Raw genomic sequence first — 17,833 nt, 5'->3', positions numbered from 1 at the left:
GGCGGGAGACTTGTGTAACACAACTAACAATGACGGTAGTGATCGCGAATCTGCAGTGGCAGCGCGGAATTCGTGATCACGGCGGTGTCAACACCGCACTTTTGGCGGGCTGGTTGCAAGAAGAGAGCAGGTCAGAATGAATCTCGCCATCACCACCACCGGGTTGGTTGCGGCGGCACTTGTTGTCGGTACCGCGGGCACGGCCCCGGCGGCCGCGGACCCGTCGTTCGACCGGGATCCCGACACCAACTTCGCCCATCAGCTGCACACCGTGGGGATCTACGGGCAGAAGGACTACAACGCCTGGATCGGCAAGATCATGTGCAAGCGGATGTACAACAACGTCGACACCGATGCGGCGCAGACGGCGACGTTCGTACGGAATCAGCTGGACCGCGACAGCAGCACCGAGCAGGTGTGGCAGTTCGTGGGGCTGGCCGTCGACTACTACTGCCCCGAAAAACGCGGCGTCATCGACCACGCTGCCTAGGAGGGAAATCACCATGATGCGCACCAACTTTCGGAACGCCGCCCGGGTAGGCCTGGCCGCCGCCGCCTTGGCCGGCGCCTTCACCACAGGCATCGCCACCTCCGCAGTCTCTTCAGCAGATGCCACCGACGACTACCCCATCCCCAACCGCATCCTGCGCACCCCCTGCACCGCCGAACAGATCATGGCCGCCGCCCGCGACGTCGAACCCGTCTACTACGAGCGCTACATGATCGACTACAACAACAAACCCGCCGCCGACCAACAAGGCACCCAAGACCGCATCCACTGGTTCTTCTCCATGGACTACGCAGGACGGCGCCAATACTCCGAAGACACCGCCACCAACGCCTTCTACGAACAAATGTCCTGGCGCTGGCCCAACTGGGCAAAACTATTCTTCAACAACAAAGGCGTCGCCGCCCACACCACCGACATCTGCCAGAACTACCCGGCCAACGACATGTCCGTCTGGGACTGGCACTAACGCCTCAGCCGGCCAATCGCGGTTGGTCCAACGGCGATTCCGTCGAGCATTGTCGCGGCACATCGCCTCGAGGATCCCGAATTCGCCATCGTCCCAAACCTCAGGTATCCGGTACCAGGGGTATTGACTACCTGCGGGGGCGGACGTAGCTTCGAAGTCACCGACCGAAGGGTGCGCCACGATGACGGCTTCGCTGAAATCCCAGACCACACGTGCGGAATTCGCCGAGCGGCTGCTGAAGGGCTCGGTACGCAAGTCCTACGCCCCGATTGTCGATATCGACTGGGACGCCCCGCTGGAGGCGGACAAGTTCTTCTTGCCCCCCAAGGTGGTCTCGCTCTACGGCACCCCGTTGTGGGAGGCGATGAGCCGGGCCGAGCAGATCGAGCTGTCCCGTCAGGAGCTGGTGAACACGCTGTCCGCCGGCATCTGGTTCGAGAACATCCTGAATCAGTCGCTGCTGCGCAAGATGATGCATCAAGACCCGACCGCGGCCACCACGCACTATGAGCTGACCGAACTGGGCGACGAGACCCGGCACATGGTGATGTTCGGCAAGGCCATCGCGAAGGTCGGCGCGGACCCGATCCGGCCCCGGCTGTACCAGCGCGTCATCATCAACGGGCTGCCGTTCATCTTCCGCGGAGCGGTGCTGTGGGTGGCGGCCCTGATCGGCGAGGAGATCTTCGACTCGCTGCAACGGCAGATGATGGACGATCCCGAGCTGCAGCCAATGGTCCAGCGGCTGATGCGGATTCACGTCACCGAGGAGGCCCGCCACATCCAGTTCGCGCGCGACGGCCTGCGCAAGCGCACCCCGTCCATGTCGCACTGGAAGCGCTTCTGGATCGGCAATCTCAACGGCGCGGGCGGCCTGTTCTTCCGATTCCTGTTCACCAACAAGGTGCAGTACAGCCGGGTCGGCCTGGATGCGCGGGCGGCGCGCAGGATGGCTCGCGCGTCCGCGCACCGGCGCGAGGTGCAGATCGCCGGGTTCGCCCCATTGGCCGCATTCCTCGAGGAGGTCGGCCTGATGGGCCCGATCGCGAGGCGGGTCTGGCGGCGCACCGGGTTTCTGCCCGCGAAGGGTCCCGCCGCCGCGCAAGCCGAGGATGACGACTGCGGAACCTTCGTAGAGGACGTCTACGACGGACCCGCCACCGTGGACGGCCACGCGGTACGGGTGCGGCTCACGGGGCATCTCGATCCGATCGACGGTAAGTATCACTGGCAGGGCACCGTGTTCGACGCGCCGGCCGAGACCCCGCGCGGCGCGGTGCCGGTCGTCATCGACGGCAATACCGTGACGGGCCGGTGCACCGAACGCACCCAGCAGGGCGGTTATCAGATCGCCGGTGCGGGAGCTCCGCCGTTCCGCCTGGTGTAGCCGACTGTCAGCATCGCCATCGCGAACACCGCGCCGACACTGCCGGAGATCAACAGCGGCACAGTGCCGTCCTGCCCCCAGGCCAGCCCGGCCCATACGCCGGCGATCAGGATCGCGAACCCGCTCGCACCCTGGAAGACACCCTGCGCGCTGGCCTGAAGATCGGCGCCGACCAGGGTGGAGATCCACGCCTTGCCGACGCCATCGGTGCAGCCGGTGAACAGTCCGTACGCACCGATCAGCAGCCAGGCGGCCAGCGGATCGGTGGTCAGCCCCAGCCCGGTGTACCCGATGGCAAAGAACACCAGCCCGATACCGAACACCTGCACCCGGCCGATCCGGTCGGCCAGCAGCCCGGCCGGATAGCTGCTCAGCGCGTAGACCGCGTTGTAACCGACATAGGCCAGGATCACTTCGACGACCGAGAAGCCGATCTCGTTGAGCCGCAACAGCAGCAAGGCGTCGGGGAAATTGATGATTCCGAACGCAACGAGGATGCCCGTGGTGCGCCAGTACCGGCGCGGAAGGTCCTTGACGCGCGCGAAGAGCGGTGGCCGCGTCGTGGGTGCGGGACGTTTGCGTTCCTTGGACAGGAACACCAGCGCGACACTGAGCACGGCGGGTACGACGGCCACCCACAGCAGCGGTGCGATCTGATGGTCCAGCAGCTCGTAGCCGGCCAGCCCGATCAGCGGCCCGACGACCGCACCGAAGGTGTCCATGGCGCGATGAAAGCCGAACACCCGGCCGCGGTAGCCCTCGTCGATATCGGCGACCAGTAGGGCGTCACGCGGGGCGCCGCGCAAGCCCTTTCCCAGTCGGTCGACCACCCGACCTGCGAGAACTCCCTGCCAGGCGCCCGCGGCGGCGACGATCACCTTGCCGAGGGCAGCCATCCCGTACCCGGTCGCGATGAGCGGGCGTCGCGCGAACCGGTCGCCCAGCGGCCCCGAGGCGAGTTTGGTCAGCGACGCCGCCCCCTCGGCGGCACCTTCGATCGCGCCGACGACAGCGGGTGGGGCGCCCAGGACAGCAGTCAGGTAGATGGGCAACAGCGGGTAGAGCAGCTCGCTGGCGGTGTCCTGAAGGAACGACACCGCGGAGAGCACCCGGACATTGCGCGTCAGCCAGGTGCCCATCCGGACATCATCCTCCGACCCATTCCGGCACACAGAACTAGAACACGTTCTAGTATCGGTGTATGCGGTTCACCTATGCGGAAGCGATGACAGACCCGAGCTACTACATCCCGCTCGCCAAAGCGGCCGACGAAGCCGGCTACCACGCCATGACCATTCCCGACAGCATCGCGTACCCGGAGGTGTCGGACTCCAAATATCTGTACACCGCGGACGGCAACCGCGAATTCCTCGACGGCAAATCCTTCATCGAGTCCTTCTCGCTCATCGGCGCACTATCGGCCGTCACCACCAAGCTGCACTTCAACATCTTCGTGCTGAAGCTGCCCATCCGGCCGCCGGCACTGGTCGCCAAACAGGCCGGGTCGCTGGCCGCACTGTTCGGCAACCGGCTCGGCCTCGGCGTCGGCACCAGCCCGTGGCCCGAGGACTACGAGATCATGGGCGTGCCGTTCGCCCGGCGCGGCAAGCGGATCGACGAGTGCATCGACGTCATTCGCGGTCTCACCTCGGGCGACTACTTCGAGTATCACGGCGAGTTCTACGACATCCCCAGCATCAAGATGACACCCGCGCCGACCAAGCCGGTGCCCATCCTGGTCGGCGGGCACGCCGACGCCGCGCTCAAACGCGCCGCGCGCAATGACGGCTGGATGCATGGCGGCGGAGATCCCGACGAACTCGACCCGCTGCTGAAGAAGCTCCAGCAGTACCGCGAGACCGAGGAGCGGATCGGACTGGCCGACGAATTCCAGGTCCACGTCATCTCGATCGACGGGTTCTCGCTGGACGGGGTGAAACGCCTGGAGGACAAGGGGGTTACCGATGTGATCGTCGGCTTCCGGGTCCCCTACATCATGGGCGACGATACCGAGCCGCTGGACGCCAAGATCCGCAACCTCGAGTGGTTCGCCGAGAACGTCATCGCCAAGGCTACCTAGCCAGTAGCGCGTCGACGGCGCGGGCGCTGAGCACCTCGTCCAGCGCCATGACGGCACCGCCCACCGGCGCCGCCGCGCCGCCGTGCACCGAGGCCACCACCTCCAGCTCGCGAGTCGCCATCGCAGTCGCATTGCCGTACAACGCTTCTCGCAGCCCCGCGACGAAGATGTCATAGGCGCCGGCCATATCGCCGGTGATGACGAGCACCTTCGGGTTGAGCAGGTTCACCGCGGGCGAGATGCCCTCACCGACGTAGCGCCCGCTGTCGCGGATCATCCGGCGGGTCTCGGGGTCGCCACCGTTGGCCAACTCGACGACATCGCGCAGATGCCGCACGGCGTAGCCCTGCTGCTGCAATTCGTGCACGATCGCCCAGCCGCCGGCGACGGTCTCCAGGCATCCGGTGTCCCCGCACCGGCAAGCGCGACCCGCCGCGACGGCGATCTTGTTGTGGCCGAATTCGCCCGCGGCCCCGGAGACCCCCCGCTGCAGCGCACCACCGGCGATGATGCCCGCGCCCAGACCGGTCGAGGCCTTGAGCACCAACAGGTCGCTGTGCCCCTCGAGCTCTCCGCCGCGCTCGGCGAGTGCGATCGCGTTGGCGTCGTTGTCCAGGATCACCGGGACGTTGCCCAGTCGGATCACGTCGTCGAAATACGGGCGCAGCGCCACCCCGTCCCAGCCGCGCAGGATCGGCGAATCCCGGCTGCAACCCCGTTCTCGATCCACCGGACCGGGCAGGCTCAGTCCGATACCGAAAACCTCGACATCGGGGTACTCCTCGAGCAGAACATCGAGACGCTTGGCGACATCGGGCATCAGGTCGTCGGGCCCCAGGGCCACCTCTTGGTCGATATCCGACAGCCGCAGGACGGTGCCCGCCAGGTCGCAGACCGCCAGCCGGGTCCGGCTGATACCGACGGAGACCGACAGCACGACGCCCGCGTCGGCATTGAAGCTCACCGGGGTCGCCGGCCGCCCACCGGTCGAGGGCACCTGCTCACCTTCGAGTACCAGGCCGGCCGCCGCGAGGGCCGCGATGCGCGCTGCCACGGCGGTCCGGGACAGCCCCGTCGCGGCGGCGATGTCGGCGCGCGTGGTTTCCCCACGCTCCCTGATCAGGGTGAACACATCGCCGGCGGTGGACATGCCCCGATTGAACACCGAAAACGTAAGTTCCGCCACTTTTGCCCGATCTAGACAAAAGTCAAGTGGCTGGGAGGCGTAAGTGGTTCTAGGCTGATCAGGTGACTCCCACCCTCGCCCGGCCGCACCGGCCCCACTCCGTCGTCTCGCCCGACCCGACCGTGCGCTGGCTGGCGGTGTTCGCGCTGGCCCTGGGTGGTTTCGCGATCGGTACCACCGAGTTCGTGGCGATGGGGCTGCTGCCCGATATCGCCGCGAGCCTGCACATCTCCGAGCCGACCGCGGGACATGTCATCTCCGCCTACGCCCTCGGTGTGGTGATCGGCGCCCCGCTGATTGCGGCGCTGACGGCGCGGATGAACCGCAAGACCCTGGTGCTCGCCCTCATGGTGCTGTTCACGCTGGGCAATCTGGCCAGCGTGTTCGCCCCGACCTACGGCACCCTGATGGCCGCCCGGTTCGTCGCGGGTATCCCACACGGCGCCTTCTTCGGAATCGCCGCGTTGATCGCCGCGCACCTGATGGGCCCGCAGAACCGCGCGAAGGCCGTCGCACACGTGCTCACCGGTCTCACCGTGGCCACCGTCGTGGGCGTCCCGGCCGCGTCGGCACTGGGCCAGCATTTCGGCTGGCGCAGCGCCTTCGGCCTCGTGGTGGGCATCGGGCTGGTCACCCTGACCGCCATCTGGTTCTGGGTGCCGACCCTGCGCAGCATGCACATCACCAGTCCGCTCACCGAACTCGGTGCGCTGCGCCGGGTGCAGGTGTGGCTTGCCCTACTGGTCGGAATGGTCGGCTTCGGCGGCATGTTCGCCGTCTACACCTACGTGGCCACCACGATGACCGACGTCGCCGGCTTGCCGCGCGCCCTCATCCCGCTGGCGCTGATGGCCTTCGGCCTCGGCATGGTGATCGGCAATCTGGCCGGGGGCCGGATGGCCGACATCTCGGTGATCCGTGGGCTGTACCTGTCGATCAGCACGCTCGGTGTGGTGCTCGCCCTGTTCGTACTGGCCGCCCACAATCCGTGGACCGCGCTGCCGGGGCTGTTCCTCATCGGGGCCGCGGGAGCGGCCATCGGTCCGGCACTGCAGACCCGGCTGATGGACGTCGCGCACGATGCCCAGACGCTGGCCGCGGCGCTGAACCACTCCGCGCTGAACATCGCCAACGCCGCCGGAGCCTGGATCGGCGGGGTGGTGATCGCCGCAGGGTACGGCTACACCGCCCCGGCGGCGGCCGGTGCACTGCTGGCGGTGGCAGGTCTGGTGGTGCTGACGCTGTCGGTTCTGCTGCAGCGCCGCCGCTGACCCCCGGTCGCTTCCGCTCCTGCCCGCCGGATCACTCGTCGATGACGTGCACGGCGGCTTCTTCCGCGGAGGCCGCCCCGCCGTCGATGCCGACGTCGGTACCGATCAGATCCGATTCGTCATCCTCGCCGGAGCCCCCGTTGGGTGCGACCAGCCGGCCCGACCGGACACCGCCCACCTCGTCGTCTCCGGCCTGTTCGTCCGGGACGTAGGCCTCATCCAGTTGCATCGCCGGGTCCGGGACCTCCGCGGCCAGGAACTCGTCGAGTGTGTCGTGATCGCGCGGTTCCTGCCACTTCTCCGGCGGCGAGTAGCCCTCGTCCAGGAGATCGTTGACACCGCGGTCGAGCAGGGTGTCCTCCTGCGTCAGCTGATCGTCGTCGTCGACGCTGTACAGGCCTGCGGTCTCTTCGGGACTATCTGGACTACTCATGGACACCACGATGGCACTGACCGCGCCCGACTGCCACCCTTCACCCGCAGATCGGCGACAACCCGGAGAAGTGCACGGCGGGCAGGCCGTCGATGGTGACGAAATCGGTGCCGGGCGACCACTGGGCACCCGGGGTGATCCACGGCGGCACAGCCTGCGGATACGCGATCGTGAGATCGCTGAAGTACCGGACATCGGCCGGGCAGGCGGCGTCCTTGGCGGGCTGGGGATTCCAGGCGTGCACGACAACGGGGTTCACCAGTCGGGTGCCCTGCGCGCAATTGGGCTGGCACTCCACCGAACTGTCGGTGCCCGTCCCGCGAGCGCTGTCGGGACCCCACGTCGCCCACACCATGTCCTGCAGCACGCCAGTGCCGTCGCAGTTGTAGTCGAAGGTGGCAGGGCGCGTCAGCACGGTCTTGTCCGGGTCGTAGCACTTCCCGATCGCGAACACGGGGCTGCCGGCCTGCGGTTCGGCGGTGGCGAGCGCACTCGCCCCGAATACAGCCAGCGCGGCGGCGGGCATTGCCAGCAGGCGAATCACGTGCGGAGATTAGCAATCGGCCGGCGGGCCCGCGCGGTATCACCGGCCAGCGCGATGACCAGTTGTTCGACGACGTCGGGGTCGGTGAGCGTCTCGCCGTACAGCTCGCGCAGTTGCCCGAGGCGATAACGGACCGTCTGCGGGTGCACGAACAGCGCGGCGGCGACGTCGTCGCGGCGGCCCTGATGGAGCAACCACGCCCGCAAGGTTTCGACGAGTTTGTCCCGCACCGCAGGGCGTTGCGAGTCCAGCGGTGCGAGCACCGCAGCCCGCAGATCGGCGAGTGCATCCGGATCGGCCTGCAAGACCAGGACTTTGAGGTTCTTCTCGGTGTCGAACGGATCCGCGTCCTCAGCGCAGAGATCGACCGCGCGCAGTACGCGGGCCACGGATTGGGCCACCCGCGCCCACGGCCGGTCCGGCCCGATGACCACACCGGGGATGTCCAGCTGCCGTCGCAGCGCGGAGCCGTCGGTGCACAACAGCACCGTCACCGGCCGGGTGAGCGGGGGCAGCGCATCCTCGGGCACTTCCAGGCTGGCGGCGGCGAGCACACCGGCCACCCGGCGTTCCGACCCGCGCGGTACGGCGACGGCCGTCAAGGTGGCGGGCGCACGCCACTCGGCGCGTTCGGCGCAGGCCAGCAGATCTTCCAGGGGTGCGCCTCGGAGTAGTTGGCGGGCAAGGGTTTCCCGGTGGCGCTGCCTGGCCAGTCCGGACTTGGCGAGTTCGTGGGCGTGGCCGGCGACGCTGGCGGCCGAGAGGCGATCGATATACGCGAACACCTTCTCGGCGAACACCGCCAGCTGGTCCCCCGGTACCTCGTGTGCGACGGCGACGGCGCTCCATTCGCGCCACGCGGTCCGAGCTCCGCTACGGAACGCGGCGAGCAGCACATCGGTGGACCGGTTCTGGCGAGCTTCGCCCTGGCCCAGGGCGAAGGCACCGTCGAGCGCCGGCTGGATCGACGGCGAGGTGTCCGGGTCGTCTCCCTTGGACACCAGCTGCAAGAAGGCAGCCAGGGATTGCTGGACGGCGCGCTCGATGTTCTGCCCGGTCCGTCCGCTGAAGGCGTCGGCATAGCTCGGAACGTCGCTGACCACGGCGGCGACGGTCCGCTCCGCAACGACAGGCAGTACCGACCGCATGGCGGCCGACACCGCTTCAGGTAGCGGTGCCCACACCACCCGGTCATCCCTGCCCACACGCCTGCCATTCTATTTGTACTTTTCGAACAATATTGGTATTCAGTTTCACACAATTCTGTCGAGAACCTGCGCATTTTTACAACCATGATGAAGACATGACTTCAGCCATCGCCAAGGTCCGACGTGGACCACTGCGCGCTGTCGCCCACATGGTGACCACTCCCCTGGTGCCGCGGGACTTTCTCGACCTCGTCGACCCGCTCGGGAGTTCGCGTGACCTGCGCGGCCGCATCGACGCCGTCACCTCCGAGACCGACGACACGGTGACGGTGCACATCCGGGTGGGGCGCGGCTGGCGGGGACACCGCGCCGGCCAGTACGTCCGCCTCGGCGTCGATATCGACGGCGTCCGGCAGTGGCGTACCTATTCCCTGACCTCACCGGTCACCCAGACCCGCCGCCTTGCGATCACGGTCAAGGCGATCGACGGCGGGATCGTCTCGAATTACTTTGTTTCCCAGGCCGAGCGAGGCACCGTCGTGCATCTCGACCAGGCGACCGGTGACTTCACCCTGCCGCGCTCGCGCCCGGCCAAGACCCTGTTCGTCACCGCCGGCAGCGGCATCACCCCGGTGATGGGGATGCTGCGCAGCCATCTGGCCGACCTCTCCGACGTCGTCGTGGTGCACAGCGCCCGTACCCCCGAGGACGTGGTGTTCGGCGCCGAACTGCGCTGCCTCGCCCAATCCCGTGCCATCCGTCTCGTCGAGCACCACACCGGCACATCGGCACGCCTGACCGCAGCCGACCTCGGCGCCCTGGTGCCGGACTGGGCCGAACGGCAGACCTGGGCCTGCGGACCCGCAGGCCTGCTGGACGACCTCGAAGCGCACTGGGCACGCCATGACCTCGCCGATTCACTGCGCACCGAACGCTTCACGATGCCGTCCGTCGACGGCGGAGACGGCGGGCCGGTCAGCTTCACCAAGACCGGCATCACCACCGACACCGCCCCCGCGACAACGCTTTTGGCGGCCGGTGAGAACGCCGGAGTGCTCATGCCGTCGGGCTGCCGGATGGGTGTATGCTTCGGCTGCGTCCTGCCCCTGCGCAGCGGCGCGGTCCGTGACGTGCGCAACGGCGCCGTCACCATCGGCGCGCCGGATGCCGGCGTCCTGGTGCAGACCTGCGTCTCCACCGTCGCCGGCTCCTGCGAACTCGACATCTGACCACCCACATCAACGGGAAGACATCATGACCGCCATCCAGAACCAGCCCACCAGCCCGGTCGCCCACTTGAGCGCCGACGATATCGAGAACCTCGGCCGCGAATTGGATGCCATCCGCCAGAGCGTCCTGGACGCCCGCGGCGCGGACGACGCCCGCTACATCCGCACCGTCATCAAGACCCAACGCGGCCTGGAGGCGGGAAGCCGCGCGGTACTGCTCTTCTCGCTGTTCCCGCCCGCCTGGTGGCTCGGCACCGCCGGGTTGTCGGCCGCCAAGATCCTGGAGAACATGGAGATCGGGCACAACGTCATGCACGGTCAATGGGACTGGATGCGCGATCCCAAGATTCACTCGACCACCTGGGAGTGGGATCACGCCTCCACCGCCGAGCAGTGGAAGCACGCACACAACGAGGAACATCACACCTACACCAACGTGCTCGGCAAGGACGGCGACCTCGGGTACGGGATCATGCGGGTCGACGAAGAACAGCGCTGGAGCCCGTTCCACCTGGGCCAGCCGGTATGGAATGCGATCAACGCGTTGATCTTTCAGTACGGGATCGCCGCGTACGACCTGAAGCTCGGCAAGAACCTGAAGACCGCGGAACGCCGCAACAACCCCGATTTCCGGGCCCGGGTGAAGGCCACGCTGCGCAAGGTCGGCACGCAGGGGCTACGCGACTACGTCGTGCACCCGCTGCTGTCGGGGCCCAGTGCGGTCACCACGCTGACCGCCAACCTCACCGCCAATCTCGTGCGCAACGTATGGACGCACTCGGTCATCATGTGCGGCCATTTTCCCGAGGGCGTACAGACTTTCACCTACGACAGCATCGACGGCGAGACCCGTGGCCAGTGGTACCTGCGCCAGATGCTCGGCTCGGCGAACATCACCGGCAGCCGGCTCATGCACCTGATGAGCGGCAACCTGTCCTTCCAGATCGAGCATCACCTGTTCCCCGACCTGCCCAGCAACCGGTACGCCGAGGTCGCCCCGCAGGTGCGCGACATCTTCGAGCGCTACGGGCTGACCTACACCAGCGGCCCGTTGATCAAGCAGGTCGCCTCGGCCTGGGGCAAGGTCATTCGGCTCTCGCTGCCCAACGATCTGCTGGGTTCGCGCTCGTCCACGCCGCGGCAACCGGCGGCTGTGGCGGCCTGACGCACTGTCCACAGTTCACGTCGAAGGCACCCCGAACGCCAGCACCGCGGCGTCGTCTTGGACGCCGGTCCCCAGACTGTCGAGCAGTGCGCGGATCTCGCGCACGGCCTGCTGTGCGCTCGCCGGTGCCCACTCCTTCGCGCTCGCCAACAGGGCGCCGTCATCGTCGAAGCGCTTCCGACCGATCCCGGTCAGGGCCTCGGTGAGCCCGTCGGTGTAGAGCACCATCGTGTCGCCCGGGTTCAGGTGCAGGGTGTGCGCCACGAATCGCGGTTGTTCCACCATCCCAACCGCCTGACCCCCGAGGGTGTCGGCGTAGAAGGCGCTCCCGTCGGCGCCGAGCAGCAGCGGCGGCAGGTGGCCGCCGCTTGCCAATTCGATGTCGAACCCGTCTCCGGCTCTGACCATGTTGCCGTAGATCAGGGTGCTCAGCGTCCGCTTGGGCGCCAGGCCGAGGTGCTGGGCGAGAACGGAGTTCAGATTCCCGAGCACCGCCACCGGGTCCTCGTTCGAGACGGCCGCCGACCTCAGCACGTAGCGGGTCAACCCGGTGACCACCGCCGCGTCGACGCCCTTGCCGATGACATCGCCAAGAAAGAAGCCCCATGTCGCGCGGTTCACCGGGAACAGGTCGTAGAAGTCGCCGCCGATGTCATCGGTGGACGCGGCATAGTAGTAGTCGGCGGCGTCCAGTCCCGGTGGTGGTGACAGCACCGGCGGCAGCAGTGAGCGGCGCAGCGTCTCGGCGAACGCTCGGGCCCGCGCACTTTCGGCCTCGGCCCTGGTGCGTTCAGCCAGCAGTTCGCGCTCGTAGGCGCGACGGTCCGTGGCGTCGACGGCCGTGATGCGCAGCAGCTCGAAATTCCCCTCCGCATCCGTTTTCACATTGGCGGTCAAGAACATCGGCTGCCGTGTTCCGTCCACATCGACCATGTCGACCGTGACACCCTGCAGGTCGCCGGTCATCGCCAGCAGGGGCGCGAAGTGCGTCTCGTAGTGAATACGCCCACCGACGCTCAACAGGTCGGTGATCAGGGTGCCGCGCAGCGCGTCGTGCTCATAGCCCAGCCACGCCAGGACGGTGGCGTTCACGCGCAGGATTCGGCCGGCGCCGTCGGTGATGATGTGCCCGCACGGCGCGTGTTCCCAGAGATCGTCGACGTCGAGGGGGCTCACGGTGCGGTGGCGAACGTCGTGATCGCGGCGGCGGTGGCTTCGGGGTGGCTGACGTGGGGGCAGTGCCCGGTGGCGTCGAGGGTGACCAATCGGCTGCCCGCGATCTGGCTGTGCACGTAGGCGCCCACCCCGGTCGGCGCGATGGAGTCTTGCGCGCATTCGATGACCAGGGTGGGCACCGTGACGTGAGCCAGATCTGCGCGGTTGTCGGACAGGAAGGTGGTCCGGGCGAAGACGCGGGCGTGCGCCGGGTCGGTGCGGCAGAACGACGCTTCGAGTTCCTCGGCCAGTTCGGGACGCTCGGCGTTACCCATGATCTGTGGCGCCATCGCTGCCGACCAGCCCAGGTAGTTCAGTTCCATCGACTCCAGCAGCTCGTCGATATCGGCTCGGGAGAAGCCACCGCGGTAATCGTCGTCATCGAGGTACCTCGGCGACGGGGTCAGCATCACCAGCTTGGCGAACCGCGTGGGGTCGGCGATGGTGGCCAGGACGCCGATCATGGCCGACACCGAGTGCCCGACGAACACCACCTCGCGCAGGTCGAGGGCGCGCACGACCTCCACGGCATCCTCGGCATACCCGCTCAGCGAGGAGTACTTGGTCTCGTCCCACGCCGCCGGGTCCGATGCTCCGGAGCCGACGTGGTCGATCAACACGATCCGGAACGTGGACTGCAGTCGTTGCACAACAGAGCGCCACAGGTTCTGATCGCAACCGAAGCCGTGCGCCAGGAACAACACCGGCCCACGCTCGACACCGAGGACGGTGACGTTGTTGCGCGTGCGTACGTCCACCGGGTCAGTTTAGGAGGCCCGACATCGAAGTAGTCTCGCGTCCATGACCGTGACCGTCGACGAGCTTGAGGTCGCCGATCCGGCGGACGCCTGGACCCGGGCCGGGTTCGGTGTCGATCCCGACGGTGTGTGTCGCGTCGGCGGTGTCGGCATCCGTCTGGTCGGGCGGGACGGCGGTACCGGTATCCTCGGGTGGTCGTTGCACGGCGTGCGGGTCGACGGTGCACTCGACGGCATCCCGACGAAGATCTCCGACGTTGTGGCTGCGGCGCCGGGCACGCACGCCAACGGCGTCACCGCGATCGACCACATCGTGCTCCTGTCACCCGATCTGAATCGGACGGTCGCGGCGCTGGCCGCGGCCGGCGTACAGCCGCGCCGGGAACGCGACGGCGAACTCGGCGGCCGGGCGATCCGGCAGATCTTCTTCCGGTTCGCGGACGTGATCATCGAGCTGGTCGGTTCACCCGGGGTTGCCGGCGCGGGGCCGTCGTCGCTGTGGGGGATCACGTACACCGTCGCCGACATCGATACCAGCGCCGCGTTCTTCGCTGACTACTGCACGCCCGTGAAGGACGCGGTGCAGCCCGGGCGCCGCATCACGACACTCGATCACCGGGCCCTCGGAATGTCGGTCCGGACGGCCTTGATCTCGCCGCATATCCTCAGCGCATGACCGACCCTGTGATCATCCATACCGACGGCGGGTGTCGCCCCAACCCCGGCCCCGGCGGCTGGGGTGCGGTACTGCGCCACCGCGAGCACGTCCGGGAGATGTGCGGAGGCGAGCCCGGCGAGACGAGCAACAACCGGATGGAACTGACCGCGCCGATCATGGCGCTGGAGGCGCTCACCCGGCCCGTGCTGGTGCACCTTTACACCGACAGCACGTACGTACGCAACGGCATCACCAAGTGGGTGTTGGGCTGGGAACGCAACGGCTGGCTGACCGCCGCGAAGCAGCCGGTGAAGAACGTCGACCTGTGGCAACGCCTGCAGGCCGCGTGCTCTCGGCACGAGGTCGAGTGGTTCTGGGTGAAGGGCCACGCCGGTGTCGCCGACAACGAACTGGCCGACGTACTGGCCACCCGCGGGATGCAGGAGGCGATGGGCGTGGCCGGCTGAGTCGTCCCCCGGCTCGGGCCGCGGTCGACGCCACTGCCCGAGCCGATGGTCGCACGCTACTTCGAAGTACCCTGTGAGCCACCGTCGTTCGACTCGTGGGACGCCTTCGGGGTATCGGAACTCGACGCACTCTCCGGCTTCGTGGCGCCCGCCGTGGCCTTCTTCGGGATGGAGAACTTCAGGGTCGGCAGCTTGAACGTGGGAAGCTTGAGTGTCGGCTTCTTCCACGCGGGCTTCGCTGCCGCGACGGTGTCGGCCGTGTCTGCCTTCTTGGTATCGCCGGCGGCATCCGTCGACGCCCCTGCGGCACCGTCCGCGGTGGCAGCCGCCACCTTCTGCTTGGGCACCGTCTTCGGCGCCGTGTCCACCTTCGCCGTCGACAGCGTCACGGTCGGAGTCGAGTCGGCGATGGCCGTGCACGCCACGTCCTGGGTCTTGGCATCGGTCTTGGTCGTCACCGCCAGTGTCGGCGACGGGGTGAACAATGCCTTCTCCGCGGCGATGAATCCTTCGATGGCCGTCTTGATGGCGTTGAGGGCGAAGTTGATGGCCTGGGCCGGAGTGAATTTGCCCAGGACGAACGTGCCGTCCAGCGCGCTGGCCAAGGCACCTTGCACACCGGTGGCGATCGGAAACAGGAGTCCCTGGGTCAACAGGCTCGGCTGCTGAGCCAGCCGGTTATCCACGTGAAGGCCGGTGAGGACCTGCGTCACGCCCTTCACCAAAGTGTCCGCCGCGTAGGTCACGACGTAGAGCGGAACCGTCACCGCCGTCCCCAACGGGCCGGCCGGCTGGTAGTAGTACGGCGCGAAGAAGTCCACTCCGCTGGTCAGCTGCAACGGCAGCGATTTCACCTCGTGCACCGCCGGCGGTACCACGCGTTCCGCGGCGTGTTGCACCGGCGGTGCGCTCACCACCGCCGCGGTCGCTATGGCCATGGCACCGGTCAGCGCCAACATCGGCGTCACACGTTCACGGATATCGATCAGAGCGTCCACTATTCCCCCGTCGGTCGAATTCAACACTGCCAGCAACCATGCGTTTGCCGCCTGGTTAGCAGATCACGACCTCCAGCAAATTTCTGTGATTTTGCACAGCTGAACTAACTTCACAGCGGATTGGCAGGTTGTCCAGAATCTCCCGATGCCGCGGACACACGATCAGGTGAACCAGCGGCGGATCGCCGAGGCGAACTGCTCGGGAGCGTCGGAGGGAACGAAATGTCCGGCACCCTTGACCATCACGGTCTCGTGATCGGTGAAAGTCTGCTGCCACCGCCGCAGTTCCTTATCGCCGAAGGCGAAGTCGCCGTCACCCCAGACAATCAACGCCGGCAATGCCGCGATACCGGCCAACCCGGCCTCGATACTGGCGAGAAACGCCCGGCTGGAGGTGATCTCGCGAGGAAAGACCGCAGAAGCTTCCCGCCGCGAAGGGCTACCCAGCGCCTTCCTGTAGTGGTCCATCTGCGCGTCGGTGGGTGTGGTCAGCCGGTGTCCGATCGGGATCATCACGTTGACGAACAGGTTGAACTGGCGGATCAGCAGCCGCCCGATTGGGCTGCCCATCACGTGCGACATGACCTGTATGAGCGGGTCACTGACCGGCCATGCCCAGGTGTTGGTGAGCACCACTCGGTCGAAGGTTTCGGGCCGACGTAGCACCGCCGCAAGCCCGATCGGCCCGCCCCAGTCATGACCCACCAGGGTGACATTGCTCAACCCAAGCGTCTGCACGAATCCCTCGATGACCTCTGCGTGTTCGGTAGGCAAATACCGGTATCCGGGTGCCGCTACCGATAGCCCGAACCCGGGATAATCCACTGCAACGCAACGGAAGCCCACCCGCAGGGAATCGATCACCGCGCTGTAGTCGAATGACCAGGTGGGGTTGCCGTGCAGGAAAAGCAACGTGGGTCCCGAGCCTTCATCCACGTAGTGCACACGGTGCCCATCGATATCGATGAAGCGGCTCACGAACGGAAACAACTCCTCATCGACCCAGGTGGGTCGCCCTGTGATTGCCATAGACGGCTACACCATTCCGATCGTCAGCGCCATACCAAGAAACAACACGAGCTGATAGGCGCTGTTGACGACGGTCAACAGCGCAGGCTTCAGCTCAAATGCGTTGTGTTGCAGCAGTGTGGTGAACGAGAAGGTCAACCACGCCGCGAAACCGACAAGCAGGGCCAGCCACAATGAATCATTGCCGGCCGCTGTCGATGCGACCTCGATGCCGGCCGTCAGGCCCACTGCCGTCACGCCGTTCGCAGCCAGCAGCACGGCCATGTTCCTTCTGCTGGCTTTTTGCGAGTCCGCCGCGGCGACCCCCGTCAATCTCGACCACAGCGTCGTGAACACCTTGCCGTACCAGACACCCGCCACGCCCATTCCCACCCCGGCAGCGACGACGACGGCCAGCCAATTGAGCTCCATCGCACAACTCCATCTATCACGAAAGCCCGCCTAGTCTGACTGATATAATCAAGTGAACTTTAAAATAGCAAGTGGATGGTGATGAGTCGAGATTACGGTCAGTACTGCGGACTTGCCCGGGCCCTGGATGTGGTGGGCGACCGGTGGAACTTGTTGATCGTGCGTCAGCTCCTGGTAGGACCCGCGCGGTACGTCGAGCTCCGGCAAGGACTGTCGGGCATCGCAACGAACCTGCTGACAGACCGGCTTCGCGACCTCGAAGCCGCTGGTGTGATCGAGCGGCGACTGTCGGGCGACGCCAGCGCGATTGCCTACGCGCTCACCGAATGGGGCGCCCAATTGCGGGAGCCCATCAATGCGCTCGTCCGCTGGTCCACCCCGCTGATGATCCGCGGACCCGAGGGCGACGAATTCCGCCCCGAATGGCTGTTGGTCGTACTTCCCGCTCTGCTCCAGGGGCGTGTGCCGACCAGTCACTCAGTGCGCGTGGGGATTGCCGTCGACGGCGGAATGATCCAACTACACGCCACTGCCAATGGAGTCGAGGTGGCCAAACCTGACGGACGAGAGCTTGACGCCGTCCTCACCGCCGATGCCCATGTGGTTCTGGGACTTGCGGCGGGCGTGTTGACCCTCGATGACGTCGCTGCACTCGCACATATCGACGGTGACGAGTCCGCCATACGAGCTGTTCTCGAAGCCGCCCCGTCGAGAGGCCGATGACAAGATGTCGCCCCGCTCCGACTGGACCTTCACCCCCACAGCTGTTCAGACGGGCGCGGATTGTTCGGAGCCGAAGCAACCGCTACGTCCTGCACTCGTGGCAGACGGTCGCAGGTGGCACGGAACCGTGAGAAGCGAACGCTCACAAGGTATT

General features: G+C 66.7%; 20 protein-coding genes. 10 read left to right on the top strand and 10 right to left on the bottom strand.

Annotated elements, in window-relative coordinates; genetic code table 11:
- Positions 1-136: 136 nt before the first annotated feature.
- The 3 genes from QN239_RS07610 to QN239_RS07600 all read left to right on the top strand — a co-directional run bounded on the left by QN239_RS07610 (position 137) and on the right by QN239_RS07600 (position 2,364).
- Positions 137-490, top strand: coding sequence for a DUF732 domain-containing protein (locus QN239_RS07610; RefSeq protein ID WP_499009199.1), 354 nt, complete (start codon positions 137-139; stop codon positions 488-490).
- A gap of 16 nt (positions 491-506) precedes the next feature.
- A complete protein-coding gene (locus QN239_RS07605) occupies positions 507-977 on the top strand; it encodes a DUF5078 domain-containing protein (RefSeq protein WP_499016650.1) in 471 nt (156 codons plus the stop codon).
- A 181-nt stretch (positions 978-1,158) separates the two neighbouring features.
- Complete coding sequence (locus QN239_RS07600) at positions 1,159-2,364, top strand: diiron oxygenase (RefSeq protein ID WP_499009195.1); 1,206 nt, start codon at positions 1,159-1,161, stop codon at positions 2,362-2,364.
- On the opposite strand, the gene QN239_RS07595 is transcribed toward QN239_RS07600, so the two are convergent.
- Positions 2,322-3,503, bottom strand: a complete 1,182-nt coding sequence (locus QN239_RS07595; RefSeq protein WP_499009192.1) for an MFS transporter — start codon at positions 3,501-3,503, stop codon at positions 2,322-2,324. The two genes, QN239_RS07600 and QN239_RS07595, sit on opposite strands and share 43 nt — an antisense overlap.
- A gap of 62 nt (positions 3,504-3,565) precedes the next feature.
- On the opposite strand from QN239_RS07595, the gene QN239_RS07590 reads away from it, so the two are divergent.
- A complete protein-coding gene (locus QN239_RS07590) occupies positions 3,566-4,444 on the top strand; it encodes an LLM class flavin-dependent oxidoreductase (RefSeq protein WP_267292798.1) in 879 nt (292 codons plus the stop codon).
- On the opposite strand, the gene QN239_RS07585 is transcribed toward QN239_RS07590, so the two are convergent.
- Positions 4,437-5,594, bottom strand: a complete 1,158-nt coding sequence (locus tag QN239_RS07585) for an ROK family protein (protein ID WP_499009190.1) — start codon at positions 5,592-5,594, stop codon at positions 4,437-4,439. The genes QN239_RS07590 and QN239_RS07585 overlap by 8 nt on opposite strands.
- Positions 5,595-5,692: 98 nt before the next feature.
- Between QN239_RS07585 and QN239_RS07580 the strand changes: the two genes are divergently transcribed.
- Positions 5,693-6,901 (top strand): MFS transporter, encoded by a 1,209-nt coding sequence (locus QN239_RS07580; protein WP_499009187.1) that lies wholly within the window; start codon positions 5,693-5,695, stop codon positions 6,899-6,901.
- Positions 6,902-6,932: 31 nt separating this feature from the next.
- Here QN239_RS07580 and QN239_RS07575 read toward each other — a convergent pair whose 3' ends face one another.
- Genes QN239_RS07575 through QN239_RS07565 form a run of 3 tightly spaced genes read right to left on the bottom strand, consistent with a single transcriptional unit; the run spans position 6,933 to position 9,083 of the window.
- Positions 6,933-7,334 carry a DUF5709 domain-containing protein gene (locus QN239_RS07575; protein WP_090355090.1) on the bottom strand — a complete coding sequence of 134 codons (402 nt, stop codon included), beginning with the start codon at positions 7,332-7,334 and terminating at the stop codon, positions 6,933-6,935.
- A 40-nt stretch (positions 7,335-7,374) separates the two neighbouring features.
- The gene (locus QN239_RS07570; RefSeq protein ID WP_499009184.1) at positions 7,375-7,878 is read right to left on the bottom strand and encodes a hypothetical protein; all 504 of its coding nucleotides are present in this window, start codon (positions 7,876-7,878) and stop codon (positions 7,375-7,377) included.
- A complete protein-coding gene (locus tag QN239_RS07565; protein WP_499009182.1) occupies positions 7,875-9,083 on the bottom strand; it encodes a PucR family transcriptional regulator in 1,209 nt (402 codons plus the stop codon). Before QN239_RS07565 ends, QN239_RS07570 begins: the two co-directional genes overlap by 4 nt.
- A 98-nt stretch (positions 9,084-9,181) precedes the next feature.
- Between QN239_RS07565 and QN239_RS07560 the strand changes: the two genes are divergently transcribed.
- Together QN239_RS07560 and QN239_RS07555 are read left to right on the top strand one after the other, a co-directional pair.
- Entirely contained in the window at positions 9,182-10,255 is a 1,074-nt protein-coding gene (locus QN239_RS07560) for a ferredoxin reductase (RefSeq protein WP_499009179.1), read from the top strand.
- Between the two features lie 25 nt (positions 10,256-10,280).
- Positions 10,281-11,420, top strand: a complete 1,140-nt coding sequence (locus tag QN239_RS07555; RefSeq protein WP_499009177.1) for a fatty acid desaturase family protein — start codon at positions 10,281-10,283, stop codon at positions 11,418-11,420.
- A 15-nt stretch (positions 11,421-11,435) separates the two neighbouring features.
- Here QN239_RS07555 and QN239_RS07550 read toward each other — a convergent pair whose 3' ends face one another.
- Positions 11,436-12,596: a SpoIIE family protein phosphatase gene (locus QN239_RS07550; RefSeq protein WP_499009175.1), complete on the bottom strand. Its 1,161-nt coding sequence runs from the start codon at positions 12,594-12,596 to the stop codon at positions 11,436-11,438.
- Positions 12,593-13,393 carry an alpha/beta fold hydrolase gene (locus QN239_RS07545; protein WP_499009173.1) on the bottom strand — a complete coding sequence of 267 codons (801 nt, stop codon included), beginning with the start codon at positions 13,391-13,393 and terminating at the stop codon, positions 12,593-12,595. Before QN239_RS07545 ends, QN239_RS07550 begins: the two co-directional genes overlap by 4 nt.
- 43 nt (positions 13,394-13,436) lie before the next feature.
- Between QN239_RS07545 and QN239_RS07540 the strand changes: the two genes are divergently transcribed.
- The gene (locus QN239_RS07540; RefSeq protein WP_499009171.1) at positions 13,437-14,069 is read left to right on the top strand and encodes a VOC family protein; all 633 of its coding nucleotides are present in this window, start codon (positions 13,437-13,439) and stop codon (positions 14,067-14,069) included.
- Entirely contained in the window at positions 14,066-14,518 is a 453-nt protein-coding gene (gene rnhA / locus QN239_RS07535; RefSeq protein ID WP_167164812.1) for a ribonuclease HI, read from the top strand. The genes QN239_RS07540 and rnhA overlap by 4 nt, the downstream gene beginning before the upstream one ends.
- A gap of 56 nt (positions 14,519-14,574) precedes the next feature.
- On the opposite strand, the gene QN239_RS07530 is transcribed toward rnhA, so the two are convergent.
- The 3 genes from QN239_RS07530 to QN239_RS07520 form a co-directional block, all read right to left on the bottom strand.
- Positions 14,575-15,516, bottom strand: a complete 942-nt coding sequence (locus tag QN239_RS07530; protein ID WP_499009168.1) for a hypothetical protein — start codon at positions 15,514-15,516, stop codon at positions 14,575-14,577.
- Positions 15,517-15,678: 162 nt separating this feature from the next.
- Positions 15,679-16,545 carry an alpha/beta fold hydrolase gene (locus QN239_RS07525; RefSeq protein WP_499009166.1) on the bottom strand — a complete coding sequence of 289 codons (867 nt, stop codon included), beginning with the start codon at positions 16,543-16,545 and terminating at the stop codon, positions 15,679-15,681.
- Between the two features lie 6 nt (positions 16,546-16,551).
- Entirely contained in the window at positions 16,552-16,956 is a 405-nt protein-coding gene (locus tag QN239_RS07520) for a DUF1761 domain-containing protein (protein WP_499009164.1), read from the bottom strand.
- Between the two features lie 81 nt (positions 16,957-17,037).
- Here QN239_RS07520 and QN239_RS07515 point away from each other — a divergent pair, with 81 nt between their 5' ends.
- The gene (locus QN239_RS07515) at positions 17,038-17,679 is read left to right on the top strand and encodes a winged helix-turn-helix transcriptional regulator (protein WP_499009162.1); all 642 of its coding nucleotides are present in this window, start codon (positions 17,038-17,040) and stop codon (positions 17,677-17,679) included.
- Positions 17,680-17,833 lie beyond the last annotated feature (154 nt).

The sequence above is a fragment of the Mycolicibacterium sp. Y3 genome, from assembly GCF_051188035.1.
Taxonomy (GTDB): Bacteria; Actinomycetota; Actinomycetes; order Mycobacteriales; family Mycobacteriaceae; genus Mycobacterium; species Mycobacterium fluoranthenivorans.
This window is presented reverse-complemented; position numbering and strand designations above follow the sequence as displayed.

Coding starts and splice junctions, on each gene's coding strand:
- QN239_RS07590 (WP_267292798.1), top strand. CDS start 3,566: ATGCGGTTCACCTATGCGGAAGCGATGACAGACCCGAGCTACTACATC.
- QN239_RS07610 (WP_499009199.1), top strand. CDS start 137: ATGAATCTCGCCATCACCACCACCGGGTTGGTTGCGGCGGCACTTGTT.
- rnhA (WP_167164812.1), top strand. CDS start 14,066: ATGACCGACCCTGTGATCATCCATACCGACGGCGGGTGTCGCCCCAAC.
- QN239_RS07515 (WP_499009162.1), top strand. CDS start 17,038: ATGAGTCGAGATTACGGTCAGTACTGCGGACTTGCCCGGGCCCTGGAT.
- QN239_RS07540 (WP_499009171.1), top strand. CDS start 13,437: ATGACCGTGACCGTCGACGAGCTTGAGGTCGCCGATCCGGCGGACGCC.
- QN239_RS07555 (WP_499009177.1), top strand. CDS start 10,281: ATGACCGCCATCCAGAACCAGCCCACCAGCCCGGTCGCCCACTTGAGC.
- QN239_RS07605 (WP_499016650.1), top strand. CDS start 507: ATGCGCACCAACTTTCGGAACGCCGCCCGGGTAGGCCTGGCCGCCGCC.
- QN239_RS07560 (WP_499009179.1), top strand. CDS start 9,182: ATGACTTCAGCCATCGCCAAGGTCCGACGTGGACCACTGCGCGCTGTC.
- QN239_RS07585 (WP_499009190.1), bottom strand. CDS start 5,594: ATGTCCACCGCCGGCGATGTGTTCACCCTGATCAGGGAGCGTGGGGAA.
- QN239_RS07595 (WP_499009192.1), bottom strand. CDS start 3,503: ATGGGCACCTGGCTGACGCGCAATGTCCGGGTGCTCTCCGCGGTGTCG.
- QN239_RS07600 (WP_499009195.1), top strand. CDS start 1,159: ATGACGGCTTCGCTGAAATCCCAGACCACACGTGCGGAATTCGCCGAG.
- QN239_RS07525 (WP_499009166.1), bottom strand. CDS start 16,545: ATGGCAATCACAGGGCGACCCACCTGGGTCGATGAGGAGTTGTTTCCG.
- QN239_RS07520 (WP_499009164.1), bottom strand. CDS start 16,956: ATGGAGCTCAATTGGCTGGCCGTCGTCGTCGCTGCCGGGGTGGGAATG.
- QN239_RS07575 (WP_090355090.1), bottom strand. CDS start 7,334: ATGAGTAGTCCAGATAGTCCCGAAGAGACCGCAGGCCTGTACAGCGTC.